This is a genomic window from Janthinobacterium sp. 1L-D-8-B-C4 (assembly GCF_057291295.1).
Window position 1 is genome coordinate 194,909 of the sequence record NZ_JBXAVX010000010.1, and the last position, 25,301, is coordinate 220,209.

23 protein-coding genes and 1 pseudogene are annotated in these 25,301 nt (G+C 63.8%); 8 read left to right on the forward strand and 16 right to left on the reverse strand.

Going from position 1 to position 25,301, the window contains the following annotated elements:
• The first annotated feature begins 20 nt into the window (after positions 1-20).
• Positions 21-1,064 carry a histone deacetylase family protein gene (locus AC0Z42_RS18475; RefSeq protein ID WP_485469648.1) on the forward strand — a complete coding sequence of 348 codons (1,044 nt, stop codon included), beginning with the start codon at positions 21-23 and terminating at the stop codon, positions 1,062-1,064.
• Positions 1,065-1,097: 33 nt separating this feature from the next.
• Here AC0Z42_RS18475 and AC0Z42_RS18480 read toward each other — a convergent pair whose 3' ends face one another.
• Positions 1,098-1,922, reverse strand: coding sequence for an SDR family oxidoreductase (locus AC0Z42_RS18480; RefSeq protein WP_485469649.1), 825 nt, complete (start codon positions 1,920-1,922; stop codon positions 1,098-1,100).
• 74 nt (positions 1,923-1,996) lie between these two features.
• Between AC0Z42_RS18480 and AC0Z42_RS18485 the strand changes: the two genes are divergently transcribed.
• Positions 1,997-2,959, forward strand: a complete 963-nt coding sequence (locus AC0Z42_RS18485; RefSeq protein ID WP_485469650.1) for an AraC family transcriptional regulator — start codon at positions 1,997-1,999, stop codon at positions 2,957-2,959.
• A 24-nt stretch (positions 2,960-2,983) separates the two neighbouring features.
• Here the strand turns inward: AC0Z42_RS18485 and AC0Z42_RS18490 are convergent, their stop codons facing one another.
• From AC0Z42_RS18490 to AC0Z42_RS18500, 3 genes and pseudogenes are all read right to left on the reverse strand, one after another.
• Positions 2,984-3,769, reverse strand: coding sequence for a LytR/AlgR family response regulator transcription factor (locus AC0Z42_RS18490; RefSeq protein ID WP_485469651.1), 786 nt, complete (start codon positions 3,767-3,769; stop codon positions 2,984-2,986).
• Positions 3,762-5,018: a sensor histidine kinase gene (locus AC0Z42_RS18495; RefSeq protein ID WP_485469652.1), complete on the reverse strand. Its 1,257-nt coding sequence runs from the start codon at positions 5,016-5,018 to the stop codon at positions 3,762-3,764. The genes AC0Z42_RS18490 and AC0Z42_RS18495 overlap by 8 nt, the downstream gene beginning before the upstream one ends.
• Positions 5,019-5,229: 211 nt before the next feature.
• A pseudogene (locus tag AC0Z42_RS18500) lies at positions 5,230-6,577 on the reverse strand (erythromycin esterase family protein).
• Positions 6,578-6,818: 241 nt separating this feature from the next.
• Here AC0Z42_RS18500 and AC0Z42_RS18505 point away from each other — a divergent pair.
• From AC0Z42_RS18505 to AC0Z42_RS18515, 3 genes are all read left to right on the forward strand, one after another.
• A complete protein-coding gene (locus AC0Z42_RS18505; protein WP_485469653.1) occupies positions 6,819-7,244 on the forward strand; it encodes an organic hydroperoxide resistance protein in 426 nt (141 codons plus the stop codon).
• A 101-nt stretch (positions 7,245-7,345) separates the two neighbouring features.
• On the forward strand, positions 7,346-7,813 hold the full coding sequence (locus AC0Z42_RS18510) for a GNAT family N-acetyltransferase (protein WP_485469654.1): 468 nt from the start codon (positions 7,346-7,348) through the stop codon (positions 7,811-7,813).
• The gene (locus AC0Z42_RS18515; protein ID WP_485469655.1) at positions 7,810-8,481 is read left to right on the forward strand and encodes a Dph6-related ATP pyrophosphatase; all 672 of its coding nucleotides are present in this window, start codon (positions 7,810-7,812) and stop codon (positions 8,479-8,481) included. Before AC0Z42_RS18510 ends, AC0Z42_RS18515 begins: the two co-directional genes overlap by 4 nt.
• A 76-nt stretch (positions 8,482-8,557) precedes the next feature.
• Here the strand turns inward: AC0Z42_RS18515 and AC0Z42_RS18520 are convergent, their stop codons facing one another.
• Together AC0Z42_RS18520 and AC0Z42_RS18525 are read right to left on the reverse strand one after the other, a co-directional pair.
• Entirely contained in the window at positions 8,558-9,019 is a 462-nt protein-coding gene (locus tag AC0Z42_RS18520) for an FKBP-type peptidyl-prolyl cis-trans isomerase (RefSeq protein ID WP_485469656.1), read from the reverse strand.
• Positions 9,020-9,181: 162 nt separating this feature from the next.
• Positions 9,182-11,065 carry a potassium transporter Kup gene (locus tag AC0Z42_RS18525; RefSeq protein ID WP_485469657.1) on the reverse strand — a complete coding sequence of 628 codons (1,884 nt, stop codon included), beginning with the start codon at positions 11,063-11,065 and terminating at the stop codon, positions 9,182-9,184.
• A gap of 238 nt (positions 11,066-11,303) precedes the next feature.
• Between AC0Z42_RS18525 and rarD the strand changes: the two genes are divergently transcribed.
• Both rarD and ettA read left to right on the forward strand, forming a co-directional pair.
• Positions 11,304-12,188, forward strand: a complete 885-nt coding sequence (gene rarD / locus AC0Z42_RS18530) for an EamA family transporter RarD (RefSeq protein ID WP_485469658.1) — start codon at positions 11,304-11,306, stop codon at positions 12,186-12,188.
• A 75-nt stretch (positions 12,189-12,263) separates the two neighbouring features.
• Complete coding sequence (gene ettA, locus AC0Z42_RS18535; RefSeq protein WP_485469659.1) at positions 12,264-13,934, forward strand: energy-dependent translational throttle protein EttA; 1,671 nt, start codon at positions 12,264-12,266, stop codon at positions 13,932-13,934.
• 77 nt (positions 13,935-14,011) lie between these two features.
• Here the strand turns inward: ettA and AC0Z42_RS18540 are convergent, their stop codons facing one another.
• Both AC0Z42_RS18540 and AC0Z42_RS18545 read right to left on the reverse strand, forming a co-directional pair.
• The gene (locus tag AC0Z42_RS18540) at positions 14,012-14,593 is read right to left on the reverse strand and encodes a porin family protein (protein WP_485469660.1); all 582 of its coding nucleotides are present in this window, start codon (positions 14,591-14,593) and stop codon (positions 14,012-14,014) included.
• A 210-nt stretch (positions 14,594-14,803) separates the two neighbouring features.
• Positions 14,804-15,166: a hypothetical protein gene (locus tag AC0Z42_RS18545; protein ID WP_485469661.1), complete on the reverse strand. Its 363-nt coding sequence runs from the start codon at positions 15,164-15,166 to the stop codon at positions 14,804-14,806.
• A gap of 257 nt (positions 15,167-15,423) precedes the next feature.
• Between AC0Z42_RS18545 and AC0Z42_RS18550 the strand changes: the two genes are divergently transcribed.
• Positions 15,424-16,881: a sensor domain-containing diguanylate cyclase gene (locus AC0Z42_RS18550; protein WP_485469662.1), complete on the forward strand. Its 1,458-nt coding sequence runs from the start codon at positions 15,424-15,426 to the stop codon at positions 16,879-16,881.
• Here the strand turns inward: AC0Z42_RS18550 and AC0Z42_RS18555 are convergent, their stop codons facing one another.
• The 8 genes from AC0Z42_RS18555 to AC0Z42_RS18590 form a co-directional block, all read right to left on the reverse strand.
• A complete protein-coding gene (locus tag AC0Z42_RS18555; protein WP_485469663.1) occupies positions 16,882-17,709 on the reverse strand; it encodes a Rossmann-like and DUF2520 domain-containing protein in 828 nt (275 codons plus the stop codon).
• A gap of 6 nt (positions 17,710-17,715) precedes the next feature.
• The gene (locus tag AC0Z42_RS18560) at positions 17,716-18,297 is read right to left on the reverse strand and encodes a DUF924 family protein (protein WP_485469664.1); all 582 of its coding nucleotides are present in this window, start codon (positions 18,295-18,297) and stop codon (positions 17,716-17,718) included.
• A 12-nt stretch (positions 18,298-18,309) separates the two neighbouring features.
• A complete protein-coding gene (locus AC0Z42_RS18565) occupies positions 18,310-19,050 on the reverse strand; it encodes an MgtC/SapB family protein (protein WP_485469665.1) in 741 nt (246 codons plus the stop codon).
• A gap of 3 nt (positions 19,051-19,053) precedes the next feature.
• Complete coding sequence (locus tag AC0Z42_RS18570) at positions 19,054-19,302, reverse strand: hypothetical protein (RefSeq protein WP_485469666.1); 249 nt, start codon at positions 19,300-19,302, stop codon at positions 19,054-19,056.
• The gene (locus AC0Z42_RS18575; RefSeq protein WP_485469667.1) at positions 19,302-21,125 is read right to left on the reverse strand and encodes an aminopeptidase P family protein; all 1,824 of its coding nucleotides are present in this window, start codon (positions 21,123-21,125) and stop codon (positions 19,302-19,304) included. The genes AC0Z42_RS18570 and AC0Z42_RS18575 overlap by 1 nt, the downstream gene beginning before the upstream one ends.
• Before the next feature lie 63 nt (positions 21,126-21,188).
• Positions 21,189-22,439, reverse strand: coding sequence for a glycosyltransferase (locus AC0Z42_RS18580; RefSeq protein ID WP_485469668.1), 1,251 nt, complete (start codon positions 22,437-22,439; stop codon positions 21,189-21,191).
• A gap of 1 nt (position 22,440) precedes the next feature.
• Positions 22,441-24,486 carry a DUF4132 domain-containing protein gene (locus AC0Z42_RS18585; protein ID WP_485469669.1) on the reverse strand — a complete coding sequence of 682 codons (2,046 nt, stop codon included), beginning with the start codon at positions 24,484-24,486 and terminating at the stop codon, positions 22,441-22,443.
• Positions 24,473-25,171, reverse strand: a complete 699-nt coding sequence (locus tag AC0Z42_RS18590; RefSeq protein ID WP_485469670.1) for a Crp/Fnr family transcriptional regulator — start codon at positions 25,169-25,171, stop codon at positions 24,473-24,475. The genes AC0Z42_RS18585 and AC0Z42_RS18590 overlap by 14 nt, the downstream gene beginning before the upstream one ends.
• Between the last annotated feature and the right edge of the window lie 130 nt (positions 25,172-25,301).

Genomic DNA, 25,301 nt, shown 5'->3' on the forward strand with positions numbered 1-25,301 from the left:
AACCTTCCGTAAAGCGCCCGATGCTGACCTTCTACAATGAATTGCACAGCCAGCACCGGGGCCGCTTCGAAATGTTCCGCGGCGAAATCGTGCCCTGCTTCGAGACCCCGGAACGGGCCGACATGGTGGTGGCCGAACTGGGGCGGCGCAACCTGGGCCGCATTGTCACGCCGCACGGCGTGCCGCTGACCTCCCTGGAACGCATCCACACGCCGCGCTACCTGCACTTTTTGCGCCACGCCTGGCACGACTGGCTGGCGCTCGACCCGGACAACGCCAACCGCGACGCCGTGCCATCGGTCTGGCCGGTGCGCACCTTGCGCAGCGATATCGAACCCGACAACTTCACCGCCAAGCTGGGCCTGTATTCGATGGACAACGGCACGCCCCTGACCGCCGGCACCTGGACCGCCGCCAAGACCGGCGCCGACTGCGCCGTCAACGCGGCGCACGCGCTGCGCCTCGGCGAACGGGCCACGTTTGCGCTGACGCGTCCGCCGGGCCACCATGCGGGTGCCGACTTCTTTGGCGGCTACTGTTTCCTGAACAACGCCGCGCTGGCGGCCCAGCACCTGCTCGACGACGGCGCGCGCCGGGTCGCCATCCTCGACCTCGATTACCACCACGGCAACGGCACCCAGAGCATCTTCTATGCGCGCAACGACGTGCTGTTCGTCTCGATGCACGCCGACCCGCGCCAGGAATATCCGTTCTACCTGGGCCACGCCGACGAGACCGGCATGGATGCCGGCCTGGGCTACAACGTCAACCTGCCGCTGCCGGCCGGCTGCCCGACCGCGCAGTGGTTCACGGCGCTGGAAACGGCCTGCTTGCGCATCACCATGTACGCGCCCGACGCGCTGGTGGTCTCGCTGGGCGTGGATACCTATGTCGGCGACCCGCTGTCGCATTTCGCCCTGCAAAGCGGCGACTACCTGCGCCTGGGCGAACGGCTGGCTTACCTGAACCTGCCGACCGCCTTCATTCTCGAAGGCGGCTATGCGGTCAAGGAACTGGGCATCAATGTAGTGAATGTGCTCGAAGGTTTCGAGACGGCGGAGTAGGTTGGGCTCCGCAACGGTCCTGATCATCCATTGTCAATCTCCCTGCGTTTTCATTCGAAGCCTGCTTCGCATGCCGCCCAGGAACACTTCGTCGGTGCTGTTCCAGCGCGAGTTCGCCAGGTACTCGCTGTCCGGGCCCGCCGGGAAGCGCAGACGGTCGGTCTGGTCGTTTGCGGCGGCAAAGATGCCGTCGGCAACCTGGTCTGCATGCGTGACGGTGCCGGGATTGGCGAAGGACTGCATCAACTGGCCGGCGTACGCCTGGTAGGCGGGCGGCACAAGGCCGTCCATGCGGTGCATGCCGTTGGCCGTGAAGCTGGTTCCGGGACCGTAGCCTGGCTCGACCAGCTTGACGCGCAGGCCCAAGGTATCGAGTTCGAAGAACAGCGCTTCGGTGAAGCCCTCGATGGCGAACTTGCTGGCGGCGTAGGGCGCCACCAGCGGCATGCCGGCGAAGCAGACGCTCGATGTCACGTTGACGATGGTCCCCTGGCCACGTTGACGCATGTGCGGAATGATGGCCTGGGTCATGGCCATGACGCCGAAAGTATTGGTTTCAAATATCTCGCGTATGGTTGCCGCCGGCGTGGCCTCGAACGCCGAGAACAGGCCGATGCCGGCGTTGTTGACCAGCACGTCGATCTGGCCGAAGGCGTCGATCCCCTGGCGAATGGCGCCAGCGATGCCCGTCTCGTCGGTGACGTCGAGCTGAACTACCAGCAAACGCTCGGATGGCGCGATCAGTGCGGGATCGGGCTTGCGCATCGTCGCGATGACGTTCCAGCCCTGTTGCAGGAATCGTTCGGCCGCCGCCTTGCCGTAGCCGGAGGATGTGCCAGTGATCAGTACGGTTTTCATATGCATCTCCTTGAATTAAAAATACATGGTAGGTCGTATGAGAAAGACGATCAATCGCGTATAGTCTTGGAATTATGCGAGAACGTCTAAATGATGATCCACTAGCCTCCATCGTAGCCTTGCTGCGACCGCGTACCGTGTTATCGAAGTTCGTCAGCGGTTCAGGCAGTTGGGCAGTGCGATACCTGGACTATGGCCGGCCCAGCTTTTGCCTGATGACGGCGGGCTCGTGCTGGTTGCGCGTCGCAGACGCCGAGCCGTTCCTGTTGGAAAAGGGTGACTTCGTGCTATTGCCGGCGACGCCAGAATTTCGCATGGGCAGCGACTTGCAGGCGCTTGCAACGCCGACCATGCGGGTCGCCGAGGCCGACGAAGCTGAGGCCAGCGAGATTCGGCATGGCGCCGATGACGCAGAACCTGCTGTACGCATGCTCGGCGGCTACTTCCTGTTCGATCCGGTCAACGCGCCGCTGCTGGTGGGGCTCATGCCGAGCGTGGTCCACATCAAGGCGGCCGATGCCAGCGGCGCGCGTTTGGGCTGGATCGCGCGCGCCATCGGCGAAGAAACGGCAACCAGCCGGCCTGGCGGCGAGGCCATATTGATGCGCCTGGTCGAAGTGATGCTGATCGAAGCGCTGCGCTGGCGGCCGGAGCGGGACGCCGGGACGGTTTCCGGCCTGCTGTCAGGCCTCGCCGATCCACGCATTTCAGTCGCCCTCAGGCATATCCACGATGACGTCGCGCGGCGCTGGACAATTGAGGAACTGGGCAGCAAGGCCGGCATGTCACGGGCGGCGTTTGCCGCGCGGTTCATGCAGGTGCTTGGCATTCCTCCGATGGAATACGTACTGCGCTGGCGCATGGCACTGGCCAAGGACTTGCTGTGGCATGACGGTCTGTCGCTGGGCGAGGTTGCCCACGCCATCGGCTATCAGTCCGCCAGTGCGTTCAGCGCCGCCTTCAGCCGTTGCGTGGGTTCGTCGCCGGGATCTTTCGCGCGAACCGCACGGACCCGGGCGCCGGCCGATCGGCACTAGGGGCCGGTCCCGGCTGTAACGGATTCACATATTGCGGAACAGCGCCATGAACGGCTGGCTTACCACCAGCGTTTCCGGCCGCGTTTTCAGGCGCAGCAGGCCGCGTCCCATCTCGTCGCGCGACACCGACGCCACCGCTTTCATGTTGACGATGGTCGAGCGGTGGATCTGCTTGAAGACGGCCGGGTCGAGCGTGTCGAGCAGTTCGCGTATCGGTTTCCTCAGCAACGCTTCGCCATCGGCCGTCATCACCGCCGTGTACTTGGTATCGGACTGGAAATAGGCGATATCGTCGACCATGATCAATTTGGTGTCCTTGCCGCTGCTGGCCGTCAGCCACACCAGCGGCGGCGCCTTGGCCACCGATGGCAAAGCGCCTGTCAATTGCTGCAGCAGCGCCGCCAGGGCCACATCAGGCGCCGCACCTTTCGCCGCGCGCGCTTCGATGCGTTCGCGGCAAGCCTGCAGGCGCGGCCGCGCCACCGGTTTCAGCAGATAGTCGACGGCGCCCTTGTCGAAGGCGGCGATCGCATACTGGTCGTAGGCGGTGATGAACACCACCTGCGTGCCCGGGCTGGCGTCCAGTGCGCCTGCCGCCACTTCCAGGCCACTCAAGCCCGGCATACGGATATCGAGCAGGGCCACGTCGGGCTGGAAGGTGGCGATCGCTTCGAGCGCCGTGCCGCCGTCGTCGCAGGCCGATACCACGCGCAACTCGGGCCACACTTCGGACAATAAAGTCAGCAAGGCTTCGCGCAGCAGCGTTTCGTCTTCGGCGACGACACACGTCATGGGTTTTAAGTCAGGCATATGCCGCTCCCCTGGCCGTGCTGTCCGGCACCGTGATGGTGGCGGCCACGCCGCCCGGGAAATTCGACACGATGCTGAACAGCGCCGCGTCGCCGTACGTCAGGCGTAGCCGTTCGCGCACATTGCGCAGGCCGATGCCGGTGCCGCCGCCATGGTCGCTGAAACCCTGGCCGTCGTCGGCCACCGTGATGGCCACCGTGCCCTCGCCGGCGCGCGCCAGGATCCACACGGTGCCGCCGCCGCTTTTCGGCTCCAGCCCATGCTTGATGGCGTTTTCCACCAGGGTCTGCAACATCATCGGCGGCACCTCCACCTGCTTCAGATACTGCGGCACTTCGATCTGCAAATTCAGGCGGCTACCCATGCGGATTTTCAAAATATCGAGATAGGCCTTCGCACGTTCCAGCTCGATGCCGATGGTCGACATGGCGTTCTCGGTGCGCGGCAGCGAATGGCGCAGATATTCGATCAGATTGCCCAGCATCTCGTCGGCGCGCGGCGGGTCGCTGCGCGTCAGCAGCTGTGCGCTGGCCAAGGTGTTGTACAGAAAATGCGGCTCGACCTGGGCGTGCAGCAGGCTCAGTTTGGCCACCGTCAGCTCTTTTTCCGTCACCGTCTGGCGCGCTTCGGCCTGCTCGCCGCGGCGGCGCTGCGCCACCCGGCGCGTAATCGCCCGCGTCACCGCTTCCGCGTTTTCCAGGTTGGTGCCATGGTCGACCAGGAACCAGTCGGTCCAGGCAGTACGCGCCGGCTCGCAGATCAGGGTCACGCTGCCCGCTTCGCCGTTCGGCGTGACGGTGGCCAGTATCTGGTTCGGGCGCGGCTCGAGGAAGTTCAGCAGATGCCAGCGCGGCGCACCGGACTGGGTATAAGGCGCCGGACGGCGCACGCGCGCCTGCACCTGCAGGCTGTCGCGCGCGCTTTCCTGCATCTCGCTGCCCGGCAGTTCGCGGATCGCCGCGTCGATCAGGTCGAACGTTTCACCGGCCTCGAACGGCACTTCGATCTGGCGCCGCTGGCGGCAAGACAGCGCTGCGCCATCGACCTTGCCGGCGATCAGGCGTACGCGGCGCACATGCGAAAATGCATTCAGGGCCGCAAACGCGCCCAGCAGGCTGGCTGTGCCAACTACAAAGCCTTCAAAGTGGGCGCCATGCGGCAGCAGGCCATTGAGCACGATCGACGCGATCAGCGCATAGGCGGCGAGGCTCGCCAGCGCAAGGCGGAAGATGAAGAAGAAGCTGGTCATGATGGTGTCCTGGGGGCGTTGAAGTGAGCCTAGATTAGCAATCAGCGCCAACCATGATGGCCATTATGCGACGAAAGGCATGGATGGACGACGGAAACAATCATTTCAACATCAGGACAGCATGGCGGATGGGCGCAGGCGCTCCAGCAGGCGTCTTGCATGCAAACAGCAACGCTGACGAGCCAGTTGCGGATCGTCAGCGTTGCGCCTGTCACAGCCCTGACGGATAGGTTTCCTCAACCTCGCCCGGGCGCCAGCGTACTGAATACTCGAGCGGCTGCAGCGCGCTGGACTGGTCGACGTGCACGATGGCGTCGAACTGGCGGGCCGGGTGGGCCTGGAAATAATGGCTGAGCCGCTCGGTTTGGGGCCGGTAGATGACGCCGATGGCGCGCTCGAGCAGCGGCGTGCCCAGCTCGGCCAGCGCACTGTGGCGTGCGCGCAGTGGCAGCAGCAGGCAATTGCTGCGCAACATGACGGCCACCTCGTGCAGCAGGCCTTCGATGCTGTCGGGCGGCGCCGGCAACACCGTCTTGAGCTCGACCGGCGCGTCCCACGCGCTGGCCGCGCTGACCGTGCCGCTGTGGGTGGTAAAGCCGAGGATGAAGACCTGCTCCTCGCCGCAGCGCTCGCGCATCAGCTGGCCCACGTTCAACTGGCCGTCCCAGCCCATTTCGGTATGGCGGGCGTCGCCGAGGTGGGAATTGTGCGCCCACACCACGATGCGCGCCGGGCGCTGGAGCTTGGCGCTCAGGTGCGCCTGCAGCTGTTCCAGCGTATCGGCCATATGGCTGTCGCGCTGGTTCCACGACTGGTCGCGGCTGCTGAACATCACGCGGTAATAGCTTTCGGCGTTTTGCACCACGCGCATTTTGCTGGGCGTAAAACAGGTCGTCGGGCACCAGGCCGTCACCGCTCTCGCGCACATGGCCCGCAGCAAGCTGGCTCAGTTCGGCAAGCTGGCGTATCACCTGCTGTTCGCAATCGTGCTGCATGCCCAGCGAGGTGGCAACGCCATATTGCTGCGTATCGACCGCGATATGGTCAAAGCCGGCATAGCGGGCGCGGGCGCGCCGTGCGGCGACAGGGTCGGCCGTTTCCAGGTAGTCGATGACGGCGTAGATCGACTTGCGCAGGCTGTACAGGTCGATGCCGTAAAAGCCGACCGGGTGCTGTTCGTTGCGCCCGTTATGCGCGCGCAGCCAGTCGAGCAAGGCGATTATTTCGACATTGCGCCACATCCATTGCGGAAAGCGCTCGAAACCGGACAGCGCATGGTCGGCGGTGCGGTCGCTGCCGGCATGCTGGACATAGCGGCTGGCCTGCAAGGCGTCCGGCCAGTCGGCCTCGACGGCGATGGCGTCGAAGCCCTGTTCGGTGATCAGGCGCCGGCTGATTTCGGCGCGCAGGCGATAGAACTCGCGCGTGCCATGGGTCGCTTCGCCCAGCAGCACATAGCGCGCGCTGCCGCACAGCCCGATGAGCGCATCGAGATCCGCAGTGCCGGCGATGGGCTGCGCCTCGCGGCACAATTTGCGCGCCAATAATGGCTCGGTCATATGGCCCTCCTTTCATCGCGCTTTACCGCTTGGACAGGTGCCGCAGGGCCAAGTTCACGCGGCCCGCTGCAGTCCGGTAAAAATCATGAAATAAAATAGCTTGCAATTAAATAGCGCACGATATATATTGTGTACATGGACGCCGCATTGCAGATGATTCAGATGGGCTTCCCGGGTAATTACCCAACAAAAAAGTAGCACACTATTTAGTCGTTAACTATTTAATTCAAGGAGCACTACCATGTCGATCCAACAAGTCCTGTACCGCGCCCAAGCTACCGCCACCGGAGGCCGCGAAGGCCGCGCCGTATCGTCCGATAACGTGCTCGACGTGAAACTGACCACGCCGAAAGAACTGGGCGGCAATGGCGCCGTCGGCACCAACCCTGAACAGCTGTTCGCCGCCGGCTACTCGGCCTGCTTTATCGGCGCGATGAAATTTGTCGGCGGCCGCGACAAGATCGCCCTGCCAGCAGATCTGTCGATCGAAGGCAACGTCGGTATCGGCGCCATCGAAACGGGCTTCGGCATCGAAGTGGAACTGAAAATCTCGCTGCCGGGCATGGACCGCGCCGCCGCCGAAGCGCTGGTCGCCGCCGCCCATATCGTCTGCCCGTACTCGAATGCCACCCGCGGCAATATCGACGTCACTTTGACCATCGTCTAAGCACGCTGGTTGTCATCCAAACCGCGCTGCCTGATGGCGGCGCGGTTTTTTTTTGCCTGAAGCTTTAAAATCACGCTTTTCCCTGACAACCTGGAACACCGATGATCACCTGGCAATGGCAAACGTTTGACGAACTCGGCCCCCACTGCCTGTATGCGCTGCTGGCGCTACGCCAGCGCGTATTCGTGCTGGAACAGCAGTGCCTGTATGCCGACATGGACGGGCATGACCAGGCCGCCATGCATCTGCTGGGCTGGCAAACGGTCGATGGCGAGCGGCAACTGGCGGCTTACTTGCGCGTGCTGGCGCCGGGCGCCAAGTATGTCGAGATGTCGCTGGGCCGCGTGCTGACGGCGCCCGAGGCGCGCACCACCGGCGCCGGCAAGCAGTTGCTTCTGGAAGGCATCGCGCGCGCCGTGCGCCTGCATGCGGGCCATGCCATCCGCATCGGCGCGCAGCAATACCTGGAACGCTTTTATCAGTCGTTTGGTTTTGTTACCGTCAGCGCCCCCTATGACGAGGACGGCATACAGCATATCGACATGCTGCGCGCGGCGGAAGCTGCATGACAACCGCGCTGATTTCCTGGAGCGGCGGCAAGGATTCCTGCTTGACCCTGTGGCGTGCGCGGGCCGCCGGCATGGCCGTGCCGCTGTTGATCACGGCGATGGATGAGGACGGGCGCAAGTCGCGCTCGCACGGCGTGCCGCCCGCGCTGCTTGAAGCGCAGGCCGCCAGCCTGGGCGCGCGCCTGCAGCGCTATCACGCCAGCTGGGCCAGCTACGAAGAAAAATTCATCGCCATGCTGCGCGCGGCGAAAGCCGATGGCATCGAACATGCCCTGTTCGGCGATATCGACCTGCAGCCGCACCGCGACTGGGAAGAAAAAGTCTGCGCGGCAGCCGGCCTGCAGGCGCACTTGCCGCTGTGGGGAGAAGATCGCCTGGCGCTGGTCGAGGAGTTTTTGGCGGCCGGCTTCAAGGCGATTGTCGTCTGCATCAACGGCAACCATTTGCCGCCCGAATTTTGCGGGCGCGAATTCGACGCCGCCTTCCTGGCCGATTTGCCGCCCGGCGTGGACGCCTGCGGCGAGAATGGCGAGTTCCATACCTTTGTCTATGACGGCCCGGCCTTCAGCGCGCCGGTGGCGCTCAAGCGCACCCAAGTGCTGCGCTACGATGCGCCGCGGGACCTCGGTGGCGCCACCTATTATTTCCAGGAGCTGGCGCCCGCTTGAAGCGTGGCAAGCGTGGCGTCAGATGCAAAACGGGCGGCCCGCAGGCCGCCCCGTTGCATGTCAGGCAACCGCTACATCAAGGCTTGGTGAGGGTGACCAGGGTCACATCGAATACCAGGCCGGCATAGGCCGGAATGGTTGGCAGGCTGCCATTCGGACCATAGCCAAGATCGGATGGAATCGTCAGGCGGCGCGTGCCGCCCACCTTCATGCCGACCAGGCCACGATCCCAGCCCGGAATGACCCGGCCCTTGCCCAGCACCACATCAAAGCCGACGCCAGGCTTGGTGGCGTCGAACTGCGTGCCCTTGTTGTCAGTCTTGCCCGAGTTATACAGCCAGCCGGTGTAGGTGACGATCAGGGTATCGCCGGAGGCGGCCGCCGCGCCCGTGCCTACCGTCAGGTCGGTAACGATCAATTCCTTCACCTGGGTGGCCGGATCGATGACGGGATCCTTTTTTTCATTGGCGGCGCTGCCGCAAGCGGTCAGGGCAAAAGCACAAGCGACGGAAGCGATCAACTGAAATACCGATTTCATGGTTTCCCTTTACATATTGGAGTGTGACTGTAGCCCGTACGATGCGGACCGTGCGGGCTGCAGTTTAACAGGAGAAACCGGGCCAACTTGTAAGCAGACGTAAGCAGGCTGGCCGATGCGTGGTTCCTGCAACACATGCGGAACCACGCAGCGGCCGGCGCATCAGATTTCCACCTGCGTGCCCAGCTCGATCACCCGGTTGCTGGGGATCTGGTAGTAGTCGGCCGCCGTGCGCGCATTGCGCGACATGGTGACGAACAGATGCTCGCGCCATGGCATCATGCCCTGGCCTGGTGTCGAGATGATGGTCTGGCGGGCGATAAAGAACGACGTTTCCATCATTTCAAAGGTAAAGTCCTCGCCCGAACCCTGGGCCAGCGCCAGCGCGGCCGGAATGTCCGGCTCGTCCTTGAAACCATAATGCACATTGACCTGGTAGCACTGGTGGCCGAGGTCGAGCACATTGACCTGCTCGTTGCGCGGCACCCACGGCTCTTCGTGCATGAAAACGGTCAAAAAGATCACGCGCTCGTGCAGCACCTTGTTGTGCAGCAGGTTGTGCAATAGCGCATGCGGCACGCCATCGCTTTCGCCGCGCAGGAAGATCGCCGTGCCCGGCACCCGCAGCGGCGGCGCAATGAACAGCGAGGCGAGGAAATCGTCGAGCGGAATCGCGTGTCTTTCCAAATTGTCGAACACCAGTTGGCGCCCGCGCTTCCAGGTCAGCATGACAATGAACAGGATTGAGCCCAGCAGCAGCGGGAACCAGCCGCCGTGGAACAGCTTCAGCGCGCTGGCCGACACCAGGTTGACGTCGATGATCAGGAAAAAGCCGGTCGCGGCCCAGCACAGGGCCAGGTTCATCTTCCAGCGGTAGCGGATCACGAAGAACGTCAAGATGGTGGTGCACAGCATGGTGGCCGTGACGGCAATGCCGTACGCGGCGGCCAGGTTTTCCGAGGAACCGAAACCGACCACGGCCAGCAGCACCACGCACAGCTGCAGCCAGTTGACGGCCGGGATATAGATCTGGCCGATTTCGCTTTCCGAGGTGTGGCGCACGCGCATGCGCGGCAAAAAGCCCAGCGCGATGGCCTGCTTGGTCATCGAGAAGGTGCCGGAAATGGTTGCCTGCGAGGCGATCACGGTGGCCATCGTCGACAATATCACCAGCGGGTACACGCTCCACGAGCCCAGTTGCTGGTAGAACGGATTCGACACCGCTTCCGGATGCGCCAGCAGCAAGCCGCCCTGGCCCAGGTAGTTCAGCGCCAGCGCAGGAAACGCGATCAGAAACCAGGCCAGGCGGATCGGTTTCTTGCCGAAGTGGCCCATGTCGGCGTACAGCGCCTCGGCGCCCGTCAGCGCCAGCACTACCGCGCCCAGCGCGACAAACGCGACAAAGCCGTTTTCCATCAGGAAAGTGGCCGCATGCACGGGGTTCAGCGCGGCCAGCACCTGCGGCGACTTGATGATGTTGAGCACGCCCATGATGGCCAGCGCGGCAAACCACAGCACCATGATGGGCGCGAAATAGCGGCCGATGCCGGCCGTGCCATGCGACTGCACCGAGTACAGGGCCACCAGCACCACCATCGTCAGCGGCACCACATAGGGGCTGAAGGCGGGCGTGGCCACTTCCAGGCCCTCGATCGCCGACAAGACGGAGATGGCCGGCGTGATCACGCTGTCGCCATAGAACAGGGTGGCGCCAAACACGCCGATCACCATCAGCGGGAAATGCCAGCGCGACAGCTTGCTGACCGACGACAGCACCAGCGCCATCAGCGCCATGATGCCGCCCTCGCCGCGGTTGTCGGCGCGCAGCACCAGGGTCACGTACTTGAGCGAAACGATCAGGGTCAGGCCCCAGAAGATCAGCGAGACGATGCCCAGCAGGTTGTTGTGGGTCAGCGCCAGGCCGTGGGCAGGGTCGAACACGGTCTTCAGGGTGTAGAGCGGGCTGGTGCCGATATCGCCGTAGACGATGCCCACGGCCGCCAGCGTCATGCCGGCCAGGCCGCTTTTTTTATGTTCCGACGTCAAGGTTGCACCCGTTTTTGTTTTGTTGCATCGCACAATATGATAGGTATTAGCAAATAGCAAGAGTATTTTTGCATGGTTCCGGCGCTGCCCCAAGGTCGTTTGTTATTGGCTGCGGCACCCCTGTGCACGGCGTCGCGGCCTTCGATTTGTTGCCATTCTACGCTGCCCCGGTGCCGCCCGGCAGGCCGTATTGATTTCAGCGATAATGGCAGACTGTCTATTCTTTTTGAAGCCGATCATGAATCCAGGCATGCTGTACGCCTCGCTCGCCTTTTTATGCTGGGGCCTGTTTCCACTGTACTTCCATGCCCTGGAAGAAGTCGCACCGCAGGAAATCCTCGCCCACCGCATGGTCTGGTCACTGCTGTTCCTCGGCATCGTGCTGACGGTGCGCCGCCAGTGGGGCTGGCTGGGCGCCTTGAAAAGCCAGCCGAAGGTGGTGGCCAGCTTTGTCGCCAGCGCGTTCTTGTTGTCGGCCAACTGGTTCATTTATATCTGGGCCGTCAACAACGGCCATGTGGTCGACGCCAGCCTCGGCTATTTCATTACGCCGCTGATCAATGTGATGCTGGGCTTTTTGCTGCTGCACGAACGCCTGCGCCGGGCGCAGTGGCTGGCCATCGCCATGGCCGCCTGCGGCGTGGCCTGGCTGACCTGGCAGGCGGGGCAAGTGCCGTGGATCGCCCTGCTGCTGGCCGCCACCTTTGGCGGCTACGGCCTGCTGCGCAAGACGGCAGCCTTGGGCGCGCTCGAAGGCCTGTCGTTCGAAACCATGATCCTGTTCCCGCTGGCGCTGGCCTATATGTTATGGCTCACCTGGCATGGCCAGAGCGGCTTCGTCAATACGGAGTCCGGCACCACGCGCGCCCTGCTGCTGGCGTCGGGTCCGATCACGGCGATTCCGCTGCTGATGTTCGCGGCCGGCGCGCGGCGCTTGCCGCTGGCCGTGCTGGGCCTGCTGCAATATATCGCCCCCACCGGCCAGTTGCTGATTGGCGTGTGGGTCTTCCATGAATCATTTACGCAGGAACGCATGCTGGGCTTCATGGTGATCTGGGCCGCGCTGGCGCTGTATGCGTGCGAAGGGCTGTGGATGAACCGCCGCGCCCGCCTGGCAGCCTGATGTACATGACAGCGCTGGCCGGAAGCGGGCGTTTACCGTATCCTGTTCGTCTTTGTATAACACCCGAGATTTCTAATGGCTAATTACGTCTACACCATGAATCGCGTGGGCAAGATCGTCCCGCCCAAGCGCCAGATCCTGAAAGATATTTCCCTTTCCTTCTTCCCGGGCGCCAAGATCGGCGTGCTGGGCCTGAACGGTTCCGGTAAATCGACCCTGCTTAAAATCATGGCCGGCATCGATACCGACATCCAGGGCGAAGCCGTGCCGATGCCGGGCCTGAATATCGGCTACCTGCCGCAGGAACCGCAGCTCGATCCGGAAAAAACCGTGCGCCAGGAAGTGGAATCGGGCCTGGGCGAAGTGTTCGAAGCACAAGCCAAGCTCGAAGCCGTGTACGCCGCCTATGCCGAGGAAGACGCCGATTTCGACGCCCTGGCCAATGAGCAGGCGCGCCTGGAAGCGATCATCTCGACCTCCGACGGCGGCAACCTGAATCTGCAACTGGAAATGGCCGCCGACGCGCTGCGCCTGCCGCCATGGGATGCCAAAATCGGCGTGCTGTCGGGCGGTGAAAAGCGCCGCGTGGCGCTGTGCAAGCTGCTGCTGTCGAAACCGGACATGCTGCTGCTCGACGAGCCAACCAATCACCTGGATGCGGAATCGGTCGACTGGCTGGAACAATTCCTGCTGCGCTTCCCGGGCACCGTGGTGGCGATTACCCACGATCGCTACTTCCTCGACAACGCGGCCGAGTGGATACTGGAACTGGACCGTGGCAGCGGCATTCCATGGAAGGGCAATTACTCGACCTGGCTGGAACAGAAGCAAGCGCGCCTGAAACAAGAAGAAGCAACCGAATCGGCACGCCAGAAGGCGCTGCAGAAAGAACTGGAATGGTCGCGCCAGAACCCGAAAGCGCGCCAGGCCAAGTCGAAAGCCCGCCTGGCCCGCTTCAACGAGCTGTCCGAGCACGAATACCAGAAGCGCAACGAAACCCAGGAGATCTTCATTCCCGTGGCCGAGCGCTTGGGCAATGAAGTGATCGAGTTCAAGAACGTGTCGAAAGCATTTGGCGACCGGCTGCTGATCGACGACCTGAGCTTCACGATTCCTGCCGGCGCCATCGTCGGCATTATCGGCCCCAACGGCGCCGGTAAATCGACCCTGTTCAAGATGATCACCGGCACCGAGCAGCCGGACAGCGGCGAAGTGGCGATCGGCCAGACGGCGCGCGTGTCGATTGTCGACCAGAATCGCGGCGACTCGCTGTCGGACAACAAGACCGTGTTCCAGGACGTCTGCGGCGGCGCCGACATGCTCACCGTGGGACGCTTTGAAATGCCGTCGCGCGCCTACCTGGGCCGCTTCAACTTCAAAGGTGGCGACCAGCAAAAAATCGTCGGCAACCTGTCCGGCGGTGAACGTGGCCGCCTGCACCTGGCAAAAACGCTCTTGATGGGCGGCAACGTCCTGCTGCTCGATGAACCATCGAACGATCTGGACGTGGAAACCCTGCGCGCGCTGGAAGACGCCCTGCTGGAATTTGCCGGCAGCGTGATGGTCATTTCCCACGATCGCTGGTTCCTCGACCGTATCGCCACGCATATCCTGGCGTTCGAAGGCGATTCGCAGGTGAAATTCTTTGACGGCAACTACCAGGAATATGAAGCCGACAAGAAAAAACGCCTGGGCGAAGAAGGCGCCAAGCCGAAACGCATCCGCTACAAGCCGCTGACCGTGTAAGTTTTACGGCTGGCAATACAAAAAGGCAGTCACCTCGCGGTGACTGCCTTTTTTTTCAGCAACTTCTATAGGAAAGCTTAGAAGTTGTAGCGCGCGCCGACTGCCAGGCCTGTGGCCTTGTGGCCCTGGTCGGCGCTCTTGCCGAAGTGTTCCACTTCTGCCGTCAGCGAGACTTTCTCGTTGATCGCGTACTGCGCGCCCAGCGAGGCGTACACGCCGGTCTTGTTCTCGCCGCGGATACCGGTCGACAGGCCCGAGCCGCTCAGGCTGTTGTCGACACGGGCGACACCAAGCTTGCCGAACACGCCGACTTTTTCATTGACGGGCATGGTGGCCTTGCCTGCCAGGTAGTAGCCGTGCGAATCGCTTTTCACATTGCCGCCAGCGCCAGCGCCGTTGACATAGCTGTAGTCCTTGCTGCCGAAGTCGGCATAACCGCCCTCGACCGCCCAAGTCTGGTTCAGGTCGTAACCAGCAAAGACCTTGCCGCCGGCCTTCGCGCCGCTGTGGTTACCGGCGCTGGTGGCGCCAGGAACATCGAAGTCATAACGGTTGGCGGTGACACCCACGCCCACATAAGGACCTTCGGCATGGGCGGCGCTCATGGCGGACAGGGCGGTTACGGAAGCGATCATTGCAAACAGGATCTTTTTCATCATGTTACCTCTTGAATAAGTTGAATTGCCTGGATTCGCAGTTCAGCGAAATGCGATGTGTCCACGATAGCACTGTGAAAAACACACGTCCGTCTCCATTCCGTAAGAAATGTGACGAGATGTAAGCCAGGCAGTTAACTGATTAATAAGGTAGAAATGAGCAAAGTTAGACTAACTTAAGCGAAACTTAAGAGAAGTCATAAAATCCGGTACTTATGCGTAGGCCTCCGCCATGGTCATCACCCTCGGCGTGATCGCGATGCCATGTTGCGCAAACAGGGCCGTGATGTCGGCCAGGTTCTGCGTACATTCCTCGCTTTTCCAGCCCTTGAAAATATCGGTGCCGTCTTTCTGGAAATGCAGGTCCAGCACCTGGCAGCCATCCTTGTGCAAATAGGACGAACTGTAAGTATTGCCGAAGCCCAGCGCCTTGAGCTGGTCCAGCAAGCCTTGCGGCGCATGGTCGGGGTTGGTGGCGAGGAAGACGCCGAAAGTCTTGCCTGGTGGCTTGGCGGCGATATCGACCTCATAAATGCCTGGCGCCTTGCTGCTTGATGTGGTCTTCAGAAATAACATGGAATACTCCCTGCGCGTGCAGTCTCGCGCCTGAAGCCGGCGCCATGACTGGGGCGGTGCGCTTGATTCCCAGTATTAAATGTTATTTCCAATCAGCATCTTTGTCGACAACGCAGCCCTTATATTTGGTCATTTGTGGTTATCTGGCTGCTTATTTGCTGCGCGGGCATTCCAGATTGCCCGTTAACATTGCACCAAGACAAGCACTACTGCATACTTTTGCCTTGCGCGCGCCAGCCCGACCTTCCAAAACTTCCATGCTGTCGAACAAGTACCGTCTGCTACTGCTCCTGACCTTGATCCTTGCTGCGGGCTTTGTCGCTACCAGCCTGGCCAGTTACCTGGCCTCGCGCAATGCCATCGAACATGGCATCGCCGACCAGACCTTGCCGCTGACGGGCGACAATATCTATTCCGAAATCCAGAAAGACATGCTGCGCCCCGTCTTCATTTCATCGCTGATGGCGCACGACACCTTCGTGCGCGACTGGATACTGGCCGGTGAAAGCGACAGCAAGCAAATCGTGCGCTATCTGGCCGAAGTGAAAAAGAAATACGGCGCCATCACCAGCTTCCTGATTTCCGACAAGACCAGCAAATATTATTACGCCGAAGGCACGCTCAAATCGATCAGCCCAAAAGCCGAGCGCGACATCTGGTACTACCGCGTGCGCAACATGAAGGGCAGCGACTATGAAACCAATGTCGACATCGACATGGCCAACCGCGACAGCATGACGATCTTCATCAACCACCGCGTGCTCGATTACGACGGGCGCTTTATCGGCGCCACCGGCATCGGCCTGACCCTGGATACGATGAGCCATATCATCGACCGCTACCAGGCGCGCTTTCGCCGCAATATCTATTTTGTCGACGGCAAGGGCGCCATCGTGCTCGCTGGCAAGACCATGCGCGACAACCACAGTGGCCAGGGCAATATCCGCAGCCTGCCAGGGGTGCGCGATATTGCCGGCCATATCCTCAACCAGCAGACCGAACCGACGCATTTGTCCTACCAGCTTGAACGTGCGCAAATCCTCGTCAATTCGCGCCATATCCCCGAACTGGGCTGGTATCTGGTAGTCGAGCAAAATGTCAGCGATGAAGTCAAATCCCTGCAAAACGTGTTCATTCTGAATCTGGCCATCAGCTTTGGCGTGACTTTGCTGGTATTGCTGCTCACTTTGCTTACCGTCAACCGCTACCAACAGCGCATCGAACGCATCGCCTCCACCGACGCATTGACGGGTTTGTTGAACCGCAAGTCGCTGGAACTGTTGTTCCAGCGCGCCATGCTGCTGTCCAAACGCACGACCCAGCCCATGTCGGCCATCCTGTTCGATATCGATTTCTTCAAGCGCGTCAACGACACCCATGGCCACCTGTGGGGCGACAAGGTGATCCTGGGGGTGGCCGACGTGGCGCGCGCCACCGTGCGCGACAGCGACGTCATCACGCGCTGGGGCGGCGAAGAATACCTGGTGCTGCTGAACAACTGCAGCCTGGCGCAGGCGGTGCAAGTGGCCGAAGCCTTGCGCACGGCCGTCGCCGGCCACGACTTTGGCCTGCCCGCGCCGCAATTGCCGGTGACCATCAGCCTGGGCGTGACCGAATACCGGCACGACGAAAGCGAATCCGCCTTCTTTTCACGCGCCGACAGCGCCCTGTACCAGGCCAAGAACGGCGGACGAAACCGCGTGGTAACAGCTTGACTACTGAGCGCGCTTGCGTCGGGCCAGGTCCACGGTAGGCGCCACCAGCGCCGCATACAAGTCGCCGGTGGCCGCGTCCCACTGCGCCACCGCCTGCTGCTGGCGCGCCACGGTGGCCATGTCGCCACGCGCGATCGGGCCGGTGAGCGCGGGCGCCGCGCCCAGGCGCAGCACATTGGCCACCGTTTCCGTCACCAAGGGCCCAGCCAGCTGGCGCGCCACCGCTTCCGGGATGCCGGCAGCCTGGTAAGCGCGCAGCGAAGCGTCGAGCACCGTCACCAGGTAATTGCTGGCGAACACGGCAGCGGCGTGATACACGGTCTTGGCGGCTGCGTCGATCGGCACCGGGCGTGCACCGATGCTGGTCAAGGCTGGCGTCAAAAAGGCCAGCGCCAGCGGGTCGCCTTCGACACCGCAATAGGTGCCGTCGAAACTGCCCGCCACCTGTGCCGGATCGGCAAAGCTGCGGATCGGATGCACGCTGGCGACCGAAGCGCCGGCCTGGCTGGCCGACAGCAGCAGGCTGGACGCCAGCGCGCCGCTGCAATGGAACACGATGGCGCCGGCCTGCCCGCCCTCGGCCACCAGCGCCGTGCAAGCGGGCACGATCTGGTCGTCCGAGACGGCCAGCATGGTCACGTCGGCGCGCCGCAAGGCCGCATAGCTGTCAATCGGCCGGCCGGCGCCAATGAAGCCGACCGCGGCGCTTGCCGAGTCCATCGAGCGCGTCAGCACGTCCTGCACGGCAATGCCTTCCACGCCGGCGAACAAGCGCCCCAGCACCCGGCCCACATGGCCGGCGCCGATGATATTCAAGGTCACGTCCATGATGGCCTAGAAGCTGGAGCCCGGCTGCTGCAGGAAGGTTTCTTCTTCGGCGGTGGAAGCGCGGCCCAGGATGGCATTGCGGTGCGGGAAGCGGCCGAAGCGGGCAATCACTTCCTGGTGGCGCTGGGCATAGTCGAGCATGCTCTCGAAGCCCTCGCGCGACTGCGTCAGCAACTGGAACAGTTCCACCGCCCTCGCCTGCATGGCCAGGTCTTCCGCATGCTCGAAAGGCATGTAGACAAACGAGCGCAGGGTCGGCTCCAGTTGCTGGTCCTGGCCGTTTTCCACCAGCGCCACGGCCAGCGCCAGCGCTTGAGCGTCGCCGGCAAACGCGCGCGGCGTGCCGCGATACACATTGCGCGTGAACTGGTCGAGCACCAGGATCTGCGCCAGCGCGCCGCGCGGCGTGGCGGCCCAGTCGCGCAGGCCGCCGTCGATGGCGGTGTCGATCAGGGCGCCGAAGCGCTCGCGGATCTGCGCGTCGAAAGCGTCGTCCTTGCGGAACCATTCGGTGCGCGACTGGCCGTGGGCCGGGTTGTCGGGAGCCAGAAACCAGAAATCGAGTACCGCTTGTGCCTGTGTATCCATGGTGATCCTTGTCTAGTTGCGGGCATGCGACAGCTGGAAGCCGGCGATGCCGTCGAAAGCGGCCAGCTCGGCCGACATGGCGGACAGGCTGGCGCCCGTGTTCTTGCCATGGGCGATGGCGACGAAACGCCACTCCTGCATGCCGTCGGTGCTGCCGATGGTCAGCGAGCCGCCCGCGATATCGTAGCCGCGCTTGGCGGCCATGCGGCGCAGCGCATCTTCGCGTGGCACGAAGTCGCGCCTGAAGCGCATGGTGATGGCCACGGCATGGCGCGAGGGCAGCCAACTCTCCAATTTTGACAGAAAAATCATCGCCATCGCGCACAAAAAGGCGAGGCCCATGGCCGACAGGTAAAAGCCGATGCCCACCATGATGCCGATTACCGACGAGGCCCAGATCGAGGCGGCAGTCGTCAGGCCGCTGATATTGAAGCCTTCGCGCATGATCACGCCGGCACCCAGGAAACCGACGCCGGTGACGATGCCCTGGATCACGCGCGTCGGGTCGCTGCCAACGATGCTGCCATGGCCGCCGTACCAGAACTCCGGGTAACCACCGAGCACCGTCAGCGCGGCCGAGGCCATGCACACCAGGCTGTAGGTGCGCATGCCCGCCGCACGCCCGTGGTAGGAACGCTCGTAGCCGACAAGCAAACCCAGCAGCAGCGCGCCGAGCAAATTGAGCAGGATCACGCCATTGGTCGCCAGCTCGGCCGGCGACCAGTAGGCGCGCAGGAAGTCGATGGTCGGCATCGGCTACGGTTTTTTGGTCAGCTGCTTTTCAAACGCCACATCAAGCTTGCTGACCCGGCGCGCCTTTTGCGGCCCCAGCGCATTGACAAAGGCGACAAAGGCATCGAGTTCCAGCGGCTCGCACAAGGGCGGCAGGCCCGGGCCTTCGGTCAGGAAAAACAGCTCATTGCCGGTACGCGCCATGGTGTAGAGGCGGTTGCCAGTGCGTTCCTTGAGCCGCTCGATGGCGGAGGTGGCGCGTGTCGATCGCATCAGATGGCTCCCGTGCGTTGTTCCAGCCACGCCAATGCAGGCGCATCGGCCGGCGCGGCCAGGTGCGGCGCCAGGCGCGCGCGCACGGTGGCGTGATAGTCGTTCAGCCAGGCCGCTTCGTCGTCGCGCATCAGGCTGCGTTCGATGCAGCGCGTATCGATCGGGCACAAGGTCAGGGTCTCGCATTTCAGAAAGTCGCCGAACTGCGAGGACTCGGCCGGCACATTCAATACCAGGTTCTCGATGCGGATACCCCACTGGCCGGGACGGTAGATGCCCGGTTCGACCGAGGTGATCATGCCCGGCTCCATCGCCGTTTGCGGCTCCGGCATGGCGGACTGGGAAATCGATTGCGGCCCTTCATGCACGTTCAGGAAAAAGCCCACGCCGTGGCCGGTGCCATGGCCAAAATCGATGCCTTCGGCCCACAGCGGCGCGCGTGCGATGGCGTCCAGCATGGGCGACTTGACGCCGCGCGGGAACTGCGCGCGCGACAGCGCGATCATGCTGCGCAATACCAGGGTGAAATCGCGCCGCTGTTCCGCCGTGATGGCCCCCACCGGCACCACCCGCGTGATGTCGGTGGTGCCGCCCAGGTACTGGCCGCCCGAATCGATCAGCAGCAGGCCATCGCCCTCGATGGTCGCCGCCGTCTCGGCATGCGCGTGGTAATGCATGATGGCGCCATGCGCGTTGAAGCCGGCGATGGTGCCGAAACTGGGGCTGACAAAACCGGCGCGGCGCGCACGTGCCGCCGTCAGGCGTTCATCGACGCCGATCTCCGTCAAGGGCGCGCGCTGCGGGTCGGCCAGGGTGGCGTCGAGCCAGCTGAAAAATTCGCACAGCGCCGCGCCATCCTGCTCCATGGCCGCGCGCACATGGGCCGCTTCGCTGTCGCTCTTGCGCGACTTGGCCAGTGTGGTCGGGTTGATCGCTTCGATCACGCGCACGCCGCCGGCCACCGCCTGGCGCGTGCCGTACGTGACGCGGCGCGGGTCGAGCAGCAAGCTGGCGCCCACTGGCAAGGCGGCCAGCGCGTTTGCGGCCTGCGCATACGGCGCCACGTCGACGCCCTGCTCTTCCAGGGTCGCGCGCAAGTCGGCAGGCAGCTTGCCCTCGGCAACAAACAAGGTGGCGCGCTCGGGTCCCACCAGCGCATGGGCCAGGAACACGGGGTTGTAGTTGACGTCGGCGCCGCGCAGGTTGAACAGATACGCGATATCGTCGAGCGTGGAAATCACATGATGACTGGCGCCATGGGCGTTCATGCTGGCGCGCAGCGCCGCCAGTTTGTCGCCGCGCGGCAGGGCCGGATACGGCGCGCCATGCTCGAAGATGGCAGCTGTCGGCAGCGCCGGGCGCTCCGTCCAAACATGGTTCAGCAGGTCGGTATCGGTGCGCAGCAGCACCTGTTCACCCAGCGCCTGCTGCAGCAGGCGTGCATTGGCCAGGCCCAGCACGGCGCCGTCGACGGCCACGGTTTGCCCGGCGCGCATGGTGGTGCCCAGCCAGTCGATAAACAGCACGCTGGCGCCGGACGGGATTTTCTTCAGCTCGATGCCGCTGCCGGCCAGTTCGGTTTCCGCCTGCTCCCAGTAGCGGCCATCGGTCCATACGCCGGCAAAGTCCTGCGTGACGACCAGCGTGCCGACCGAACCGGTGAAACCGGACAGCCATTCACGGCCCTGCCAGTGCGCCGGCAGGTATTCGGACAGATGCGGATCGGCCGACGGCACGATCAGGGCGTCGATCCGTTGCACGCGCATGGCGGCGCGCAGCAGGGTCAAACGGGAGGCGGGATTACTGGTGACGGATGTCTGCATGGCGGCAAAAAAATGTGGTGCTGGGAAGCGTCCATGATACTCCGATTGCCGGCGATGCAGTACTCATGCGGCGCGCTGCGCTACCAGCTCGGCAATCTGTTCGGCCGCAGGCGTTTCAGCGGCCATGGCGGCGGCCACCGTGGCGCAGGCAGCGGCAACCGCAGGCTTGGCCAGCAAGCCCGCCAGCGCGCCGGTCCAGGCGCGCAGTGGCGCGTCGGGCAGCACCGTGGCAGCCACCCCGAGGCGCCGCAGGCGCGCGGCGTTGTCGGGCTGGTCGAAGGCGAACGGCACCACCAGCTGCGGCTTGCCGGCCGCCAGCACGGTGGCGCTGGTGCCGATGCCGCCGTGGTGCACGAACGCCGCCGCCTGCGGTGCCAGCAGGTCGAAAGGCGCATACGCCGCATGGTGCACGCTGGCGGGCAAGGTGGCCGGCAATTGCGCGCGGTATGGCGTGACGACCACCACCCGCAGCCCCAGCGCGGCGGCCGCATCCAGTGCGCGGGCGATAAAGGCGCCGCCATGCGCCATCGCCGAACCGGGCGTGACGACGACTGGCGGGCTGCCCGCATCGATAAAGCGCTGCAGGGCAGGCTCAAGCTGGCCTTCGCTGGCCGGCATGCGCGGAAAGCCGGTGCACACCGTATTCGGTGGCCAATCCGGCTGCGGCGCGGCAAACCAGGCGGGAAAGGCGCAGATCACCTGCTGCGGCGAATGCAGCCAGCGGCTCATCACGCGCCGCACCGGCGCCAGGCCCAGGCTGGCGCGCAGGCGGTTGATGGCGGGCCGCACGACAGGATCAAGCATCAGCCGCTCGACCAGGTTCAGGATCAGCCGCACCAGCGGGCGCGGCAGCGAGCGCGGCCAGTTCAGGCCGCGCCGCACGGACGTATCGTCGGCCGTCAAAAAGCACGACGGTGCCAGGTGCACCGTCACCAGAGGCACGCCCTGCGCATCCTGCAGCAGGCGTCCCGTCAGGCCGAGGGTGCTGGCGACAATGATCGTCGGTTCGCTACTTTCGCGCACCAGCGCCAGCTGCTGCGCATAGGCGCTGGGCAAATGGCGCGCCATATGCTTCCAGATGGTGGCAAAGCCCTTCACCGGATGCCACAGGCCGGGATCCTGCACGCTGGCGTCGAGTTCATCCTGGCTCAGGCCCGAGACAAACTGCAGGCCGGCGCGCTCGACCCGTTCCTGGAAATTGGCGGTGGCCACCAGGGTCACCGCATGGCCGCGCGCGCGCAGCGCCTGGCCGATGACGATAAACGGGTAGACATCGCCGGCGCTGCCGACAGCCAGGATCAAGATATGCGCCATCTCAACCCTTGAGCAGCTGGCCGGCCAGGCCGACGATTTTTTCCAGCAGCGCCTCGTCGTGCGGCAGCCAGGGCATGGCGCCCAGCTTGCTGCCTTTGGCCGTAACCTCCACCACCACTTCGGCGCCGTCCAGCGTGACCCTGCCGGTGGCCAGATGAATCGCGTGCCGGCCCACCATCAGGTGGCGCGCTTCGACGACCATGCGGCCCGCAGCGATCTGCTGCGCAAACACCTGCCCCAGCACGGCGCGCCGCATGCCCACCATCGGCCCCGCTTCCAGACTGGCCAGGTGAGCCAGACGCTGTTGGCGCTGCGCGTCCGGCTCTTCCTCGACCAGCGCCAACGCGCTGGCGCTGACCAGCAAATCGACCGCGCGGCACGCCTCCGAATACGCCACCGGCGCCATCTGCCGCATCTGCGCCGCTTCCAGTCCATTGGACGTGCAAGCGCCCTGCGCCCCCGGATACACGCGGCCCTCGATGCGCAGCAATACGCGCCAGGCGCCGAACTGGCGCGACAGGCCTTCATCGTGGTCCAGCCGCCAGCCTTCGCGCCGCGCCAGGCCCAGCAAGGTACGCAGCGACAGCTGGTAGCCGGCAAACGGGGCGCCGCCGTCGCCCGGTGCTTCATATATTTCGCGATACACCTGACGCAGCGGCTGGCGCACACGCCGCTGCGTGACCAGCGCCTGCCAGCTGGCGCGCTCTTGCACACTGCCGTGCAAGGGGTGCCACAGGCCGATCTCGCCGCAGTCGGGCAACGCCACTGGCCGGCCCTGCGCATCGATGGCACCCTGCCCGTCGAGCATGAAAGCCTGGCCGTCGCCCGTGCGCCAGACCAGAGCGCGCGCCACTGTGTCGATATCGGCGTCGCCGCGCAGGGCGCGCCATTGGTCGAGGCTGAACCACACCTCGCTGGCGTAGCCCGCCTCCAGGCGGCGCGCCAGCACGGCCTGGCGTCGCTTGCCCATGGGGCCTGGCATGCCGGCCCGCCAGGCGATATCGGGTCGTTCCGCCAGCGCTCTTTCGGCCGGCTTCAGGTTGCGTTCGAGCTTTTTGCGGATGCCCGCATGGCGCACACTGGCCAGCGCCGTGCGCAAGGCCAGCAGGCTTTCCGGCGTGGGGATGGTTTCCACCGCATGGCCCAGCGCCATCGCCAGCGATTGCGACGGCGCGCTTTTTGCCGTGCCCGGCGCCACGCACGCCAATGGCAGCAAGGTAGTGATCACGGGCCTGAACCAGTCATCGTCCCGGTAGGCCGCGACCCGCGCGGCGCGCGCCAGCACCGGCGAGTCTGCCGTGGCAAAGGCGGCGTCGGCCGCATACGGCACGCTGCCGTCGTGGATGGCGGCGATATGGCGCGCCGCGTCTTCGAGCATGCTGCGCGAAAAATCGACATAGGCGGCGTCGCCGGCCAGCACTTCGGCCGGGTCGGCCTCGCCGATGCTGTCGCGATTCCAGAAGCTGCTGTGGCGCGAACCGGCCAGCGCCAGCAGCGAATCGGGTTTCAGTTGCGCCAGCAGTTCCAGCTCCTGCAAGGTCAATGACATGGGATAGCGTGCGTGGCGCTCCTGCATCACCTGCATGAACAGGGCAGGCGCATCGCCGCCGGCCAGGCGCGCCAGCAGATACGCCTGGTAATGCCGCTCGGCCCAGCCCGAGTTTTCCCCCAGAATGCGCCGCGCCTGCGCCGCCGTGCCAGCCGGTACCTCACCCTGCAGGCAGGCCAGGCAAGCGACCACGTACTCCCATTCGCCGCTGTAATCACCGGCCGCGTCGAGTGCATCAAGGAATTGGTCGCCAGCGAGCAGCGGCGCCAGATTGGCCCCGGCCACCTGTTCTTGCAGCATACGCCCCAGCTTGAACCGCTCGATATCGTCATGACCAAAGCTCGCCGCGCGGTGCAGCGCGCCCCAGACCACACCCAATTCCTCTGGCGTCCAGCCGCTCAAATCGACCGGCGGCCCGGTAAAACGCGCATGGTCGACCAGGGCGCCATCGAGGCGCGCACGCAGGGCTGTGGCGCGGGTCGATTCAGCTGGCATCATCGGCCTCGTAGCGGCGCAGGCCGTCCAGATCGAGCACGCGGATGCCGCCGTAATCAAGACGCAGCAAACCCTGTTTTTCCAGCACCTGCAAGGCCTGGTTGGCGCGCTGGCGCGACGAGCCCGACAGCAAGCCTATCTCTTCCTGCGACAGCTGCACCAGGGTGTCCACGCCCGGGTACAGATGCGAATTGAACATCGACGCCAGGCAGCGCGCCACGCGCGTGTTCAGGTCCAGCAGGCGGTCGTTTTCCACCATGCCGATAAACTGGCCCAGGCGCTCGTTCAGCTGCATCAGCAAAAAGCGCGTAAACGGCAAGCTGGTATCGAGCAGCCAGTGGAAGGTCGACGCAGGCAGGCGCGCCACACGCGTGTCACGCAGGGCCATGGTGTCGTATTTGCGGATCTCGTTTTTCAGCAAGGAACCTTCGCCAAACCAGCTGCCCGGTGGCACGCCGATAAAGGTCATGGCCTTGCCGGAAGCGGAAAAATTATTCATCTTGACCATGCCGCTGATGACGCCGATCCAGTAATCGGCCGGCTCGCCCTTGCGGCAGACAAAGCCGCCTTTCGGCACGAACGCTTCCACGGTATCGGCTTCCACGCGCGCCAGTTGATCGGCGTCCAGCAGCTGCGCCCAGTTGGCCGCGCGCACGGCATCCTTGAGACTGATATCGACTATTTTCATTTGTGCGACGCACCATCGAAAAGTGGGCAAATGTCCCCGAAAAGACAACTCGGCAAACCAACGCAAGCTACTATCATTGCACAAACGCCTTACACATAAAAACACAGAGTGCCACCCAATGAGGTGGCGC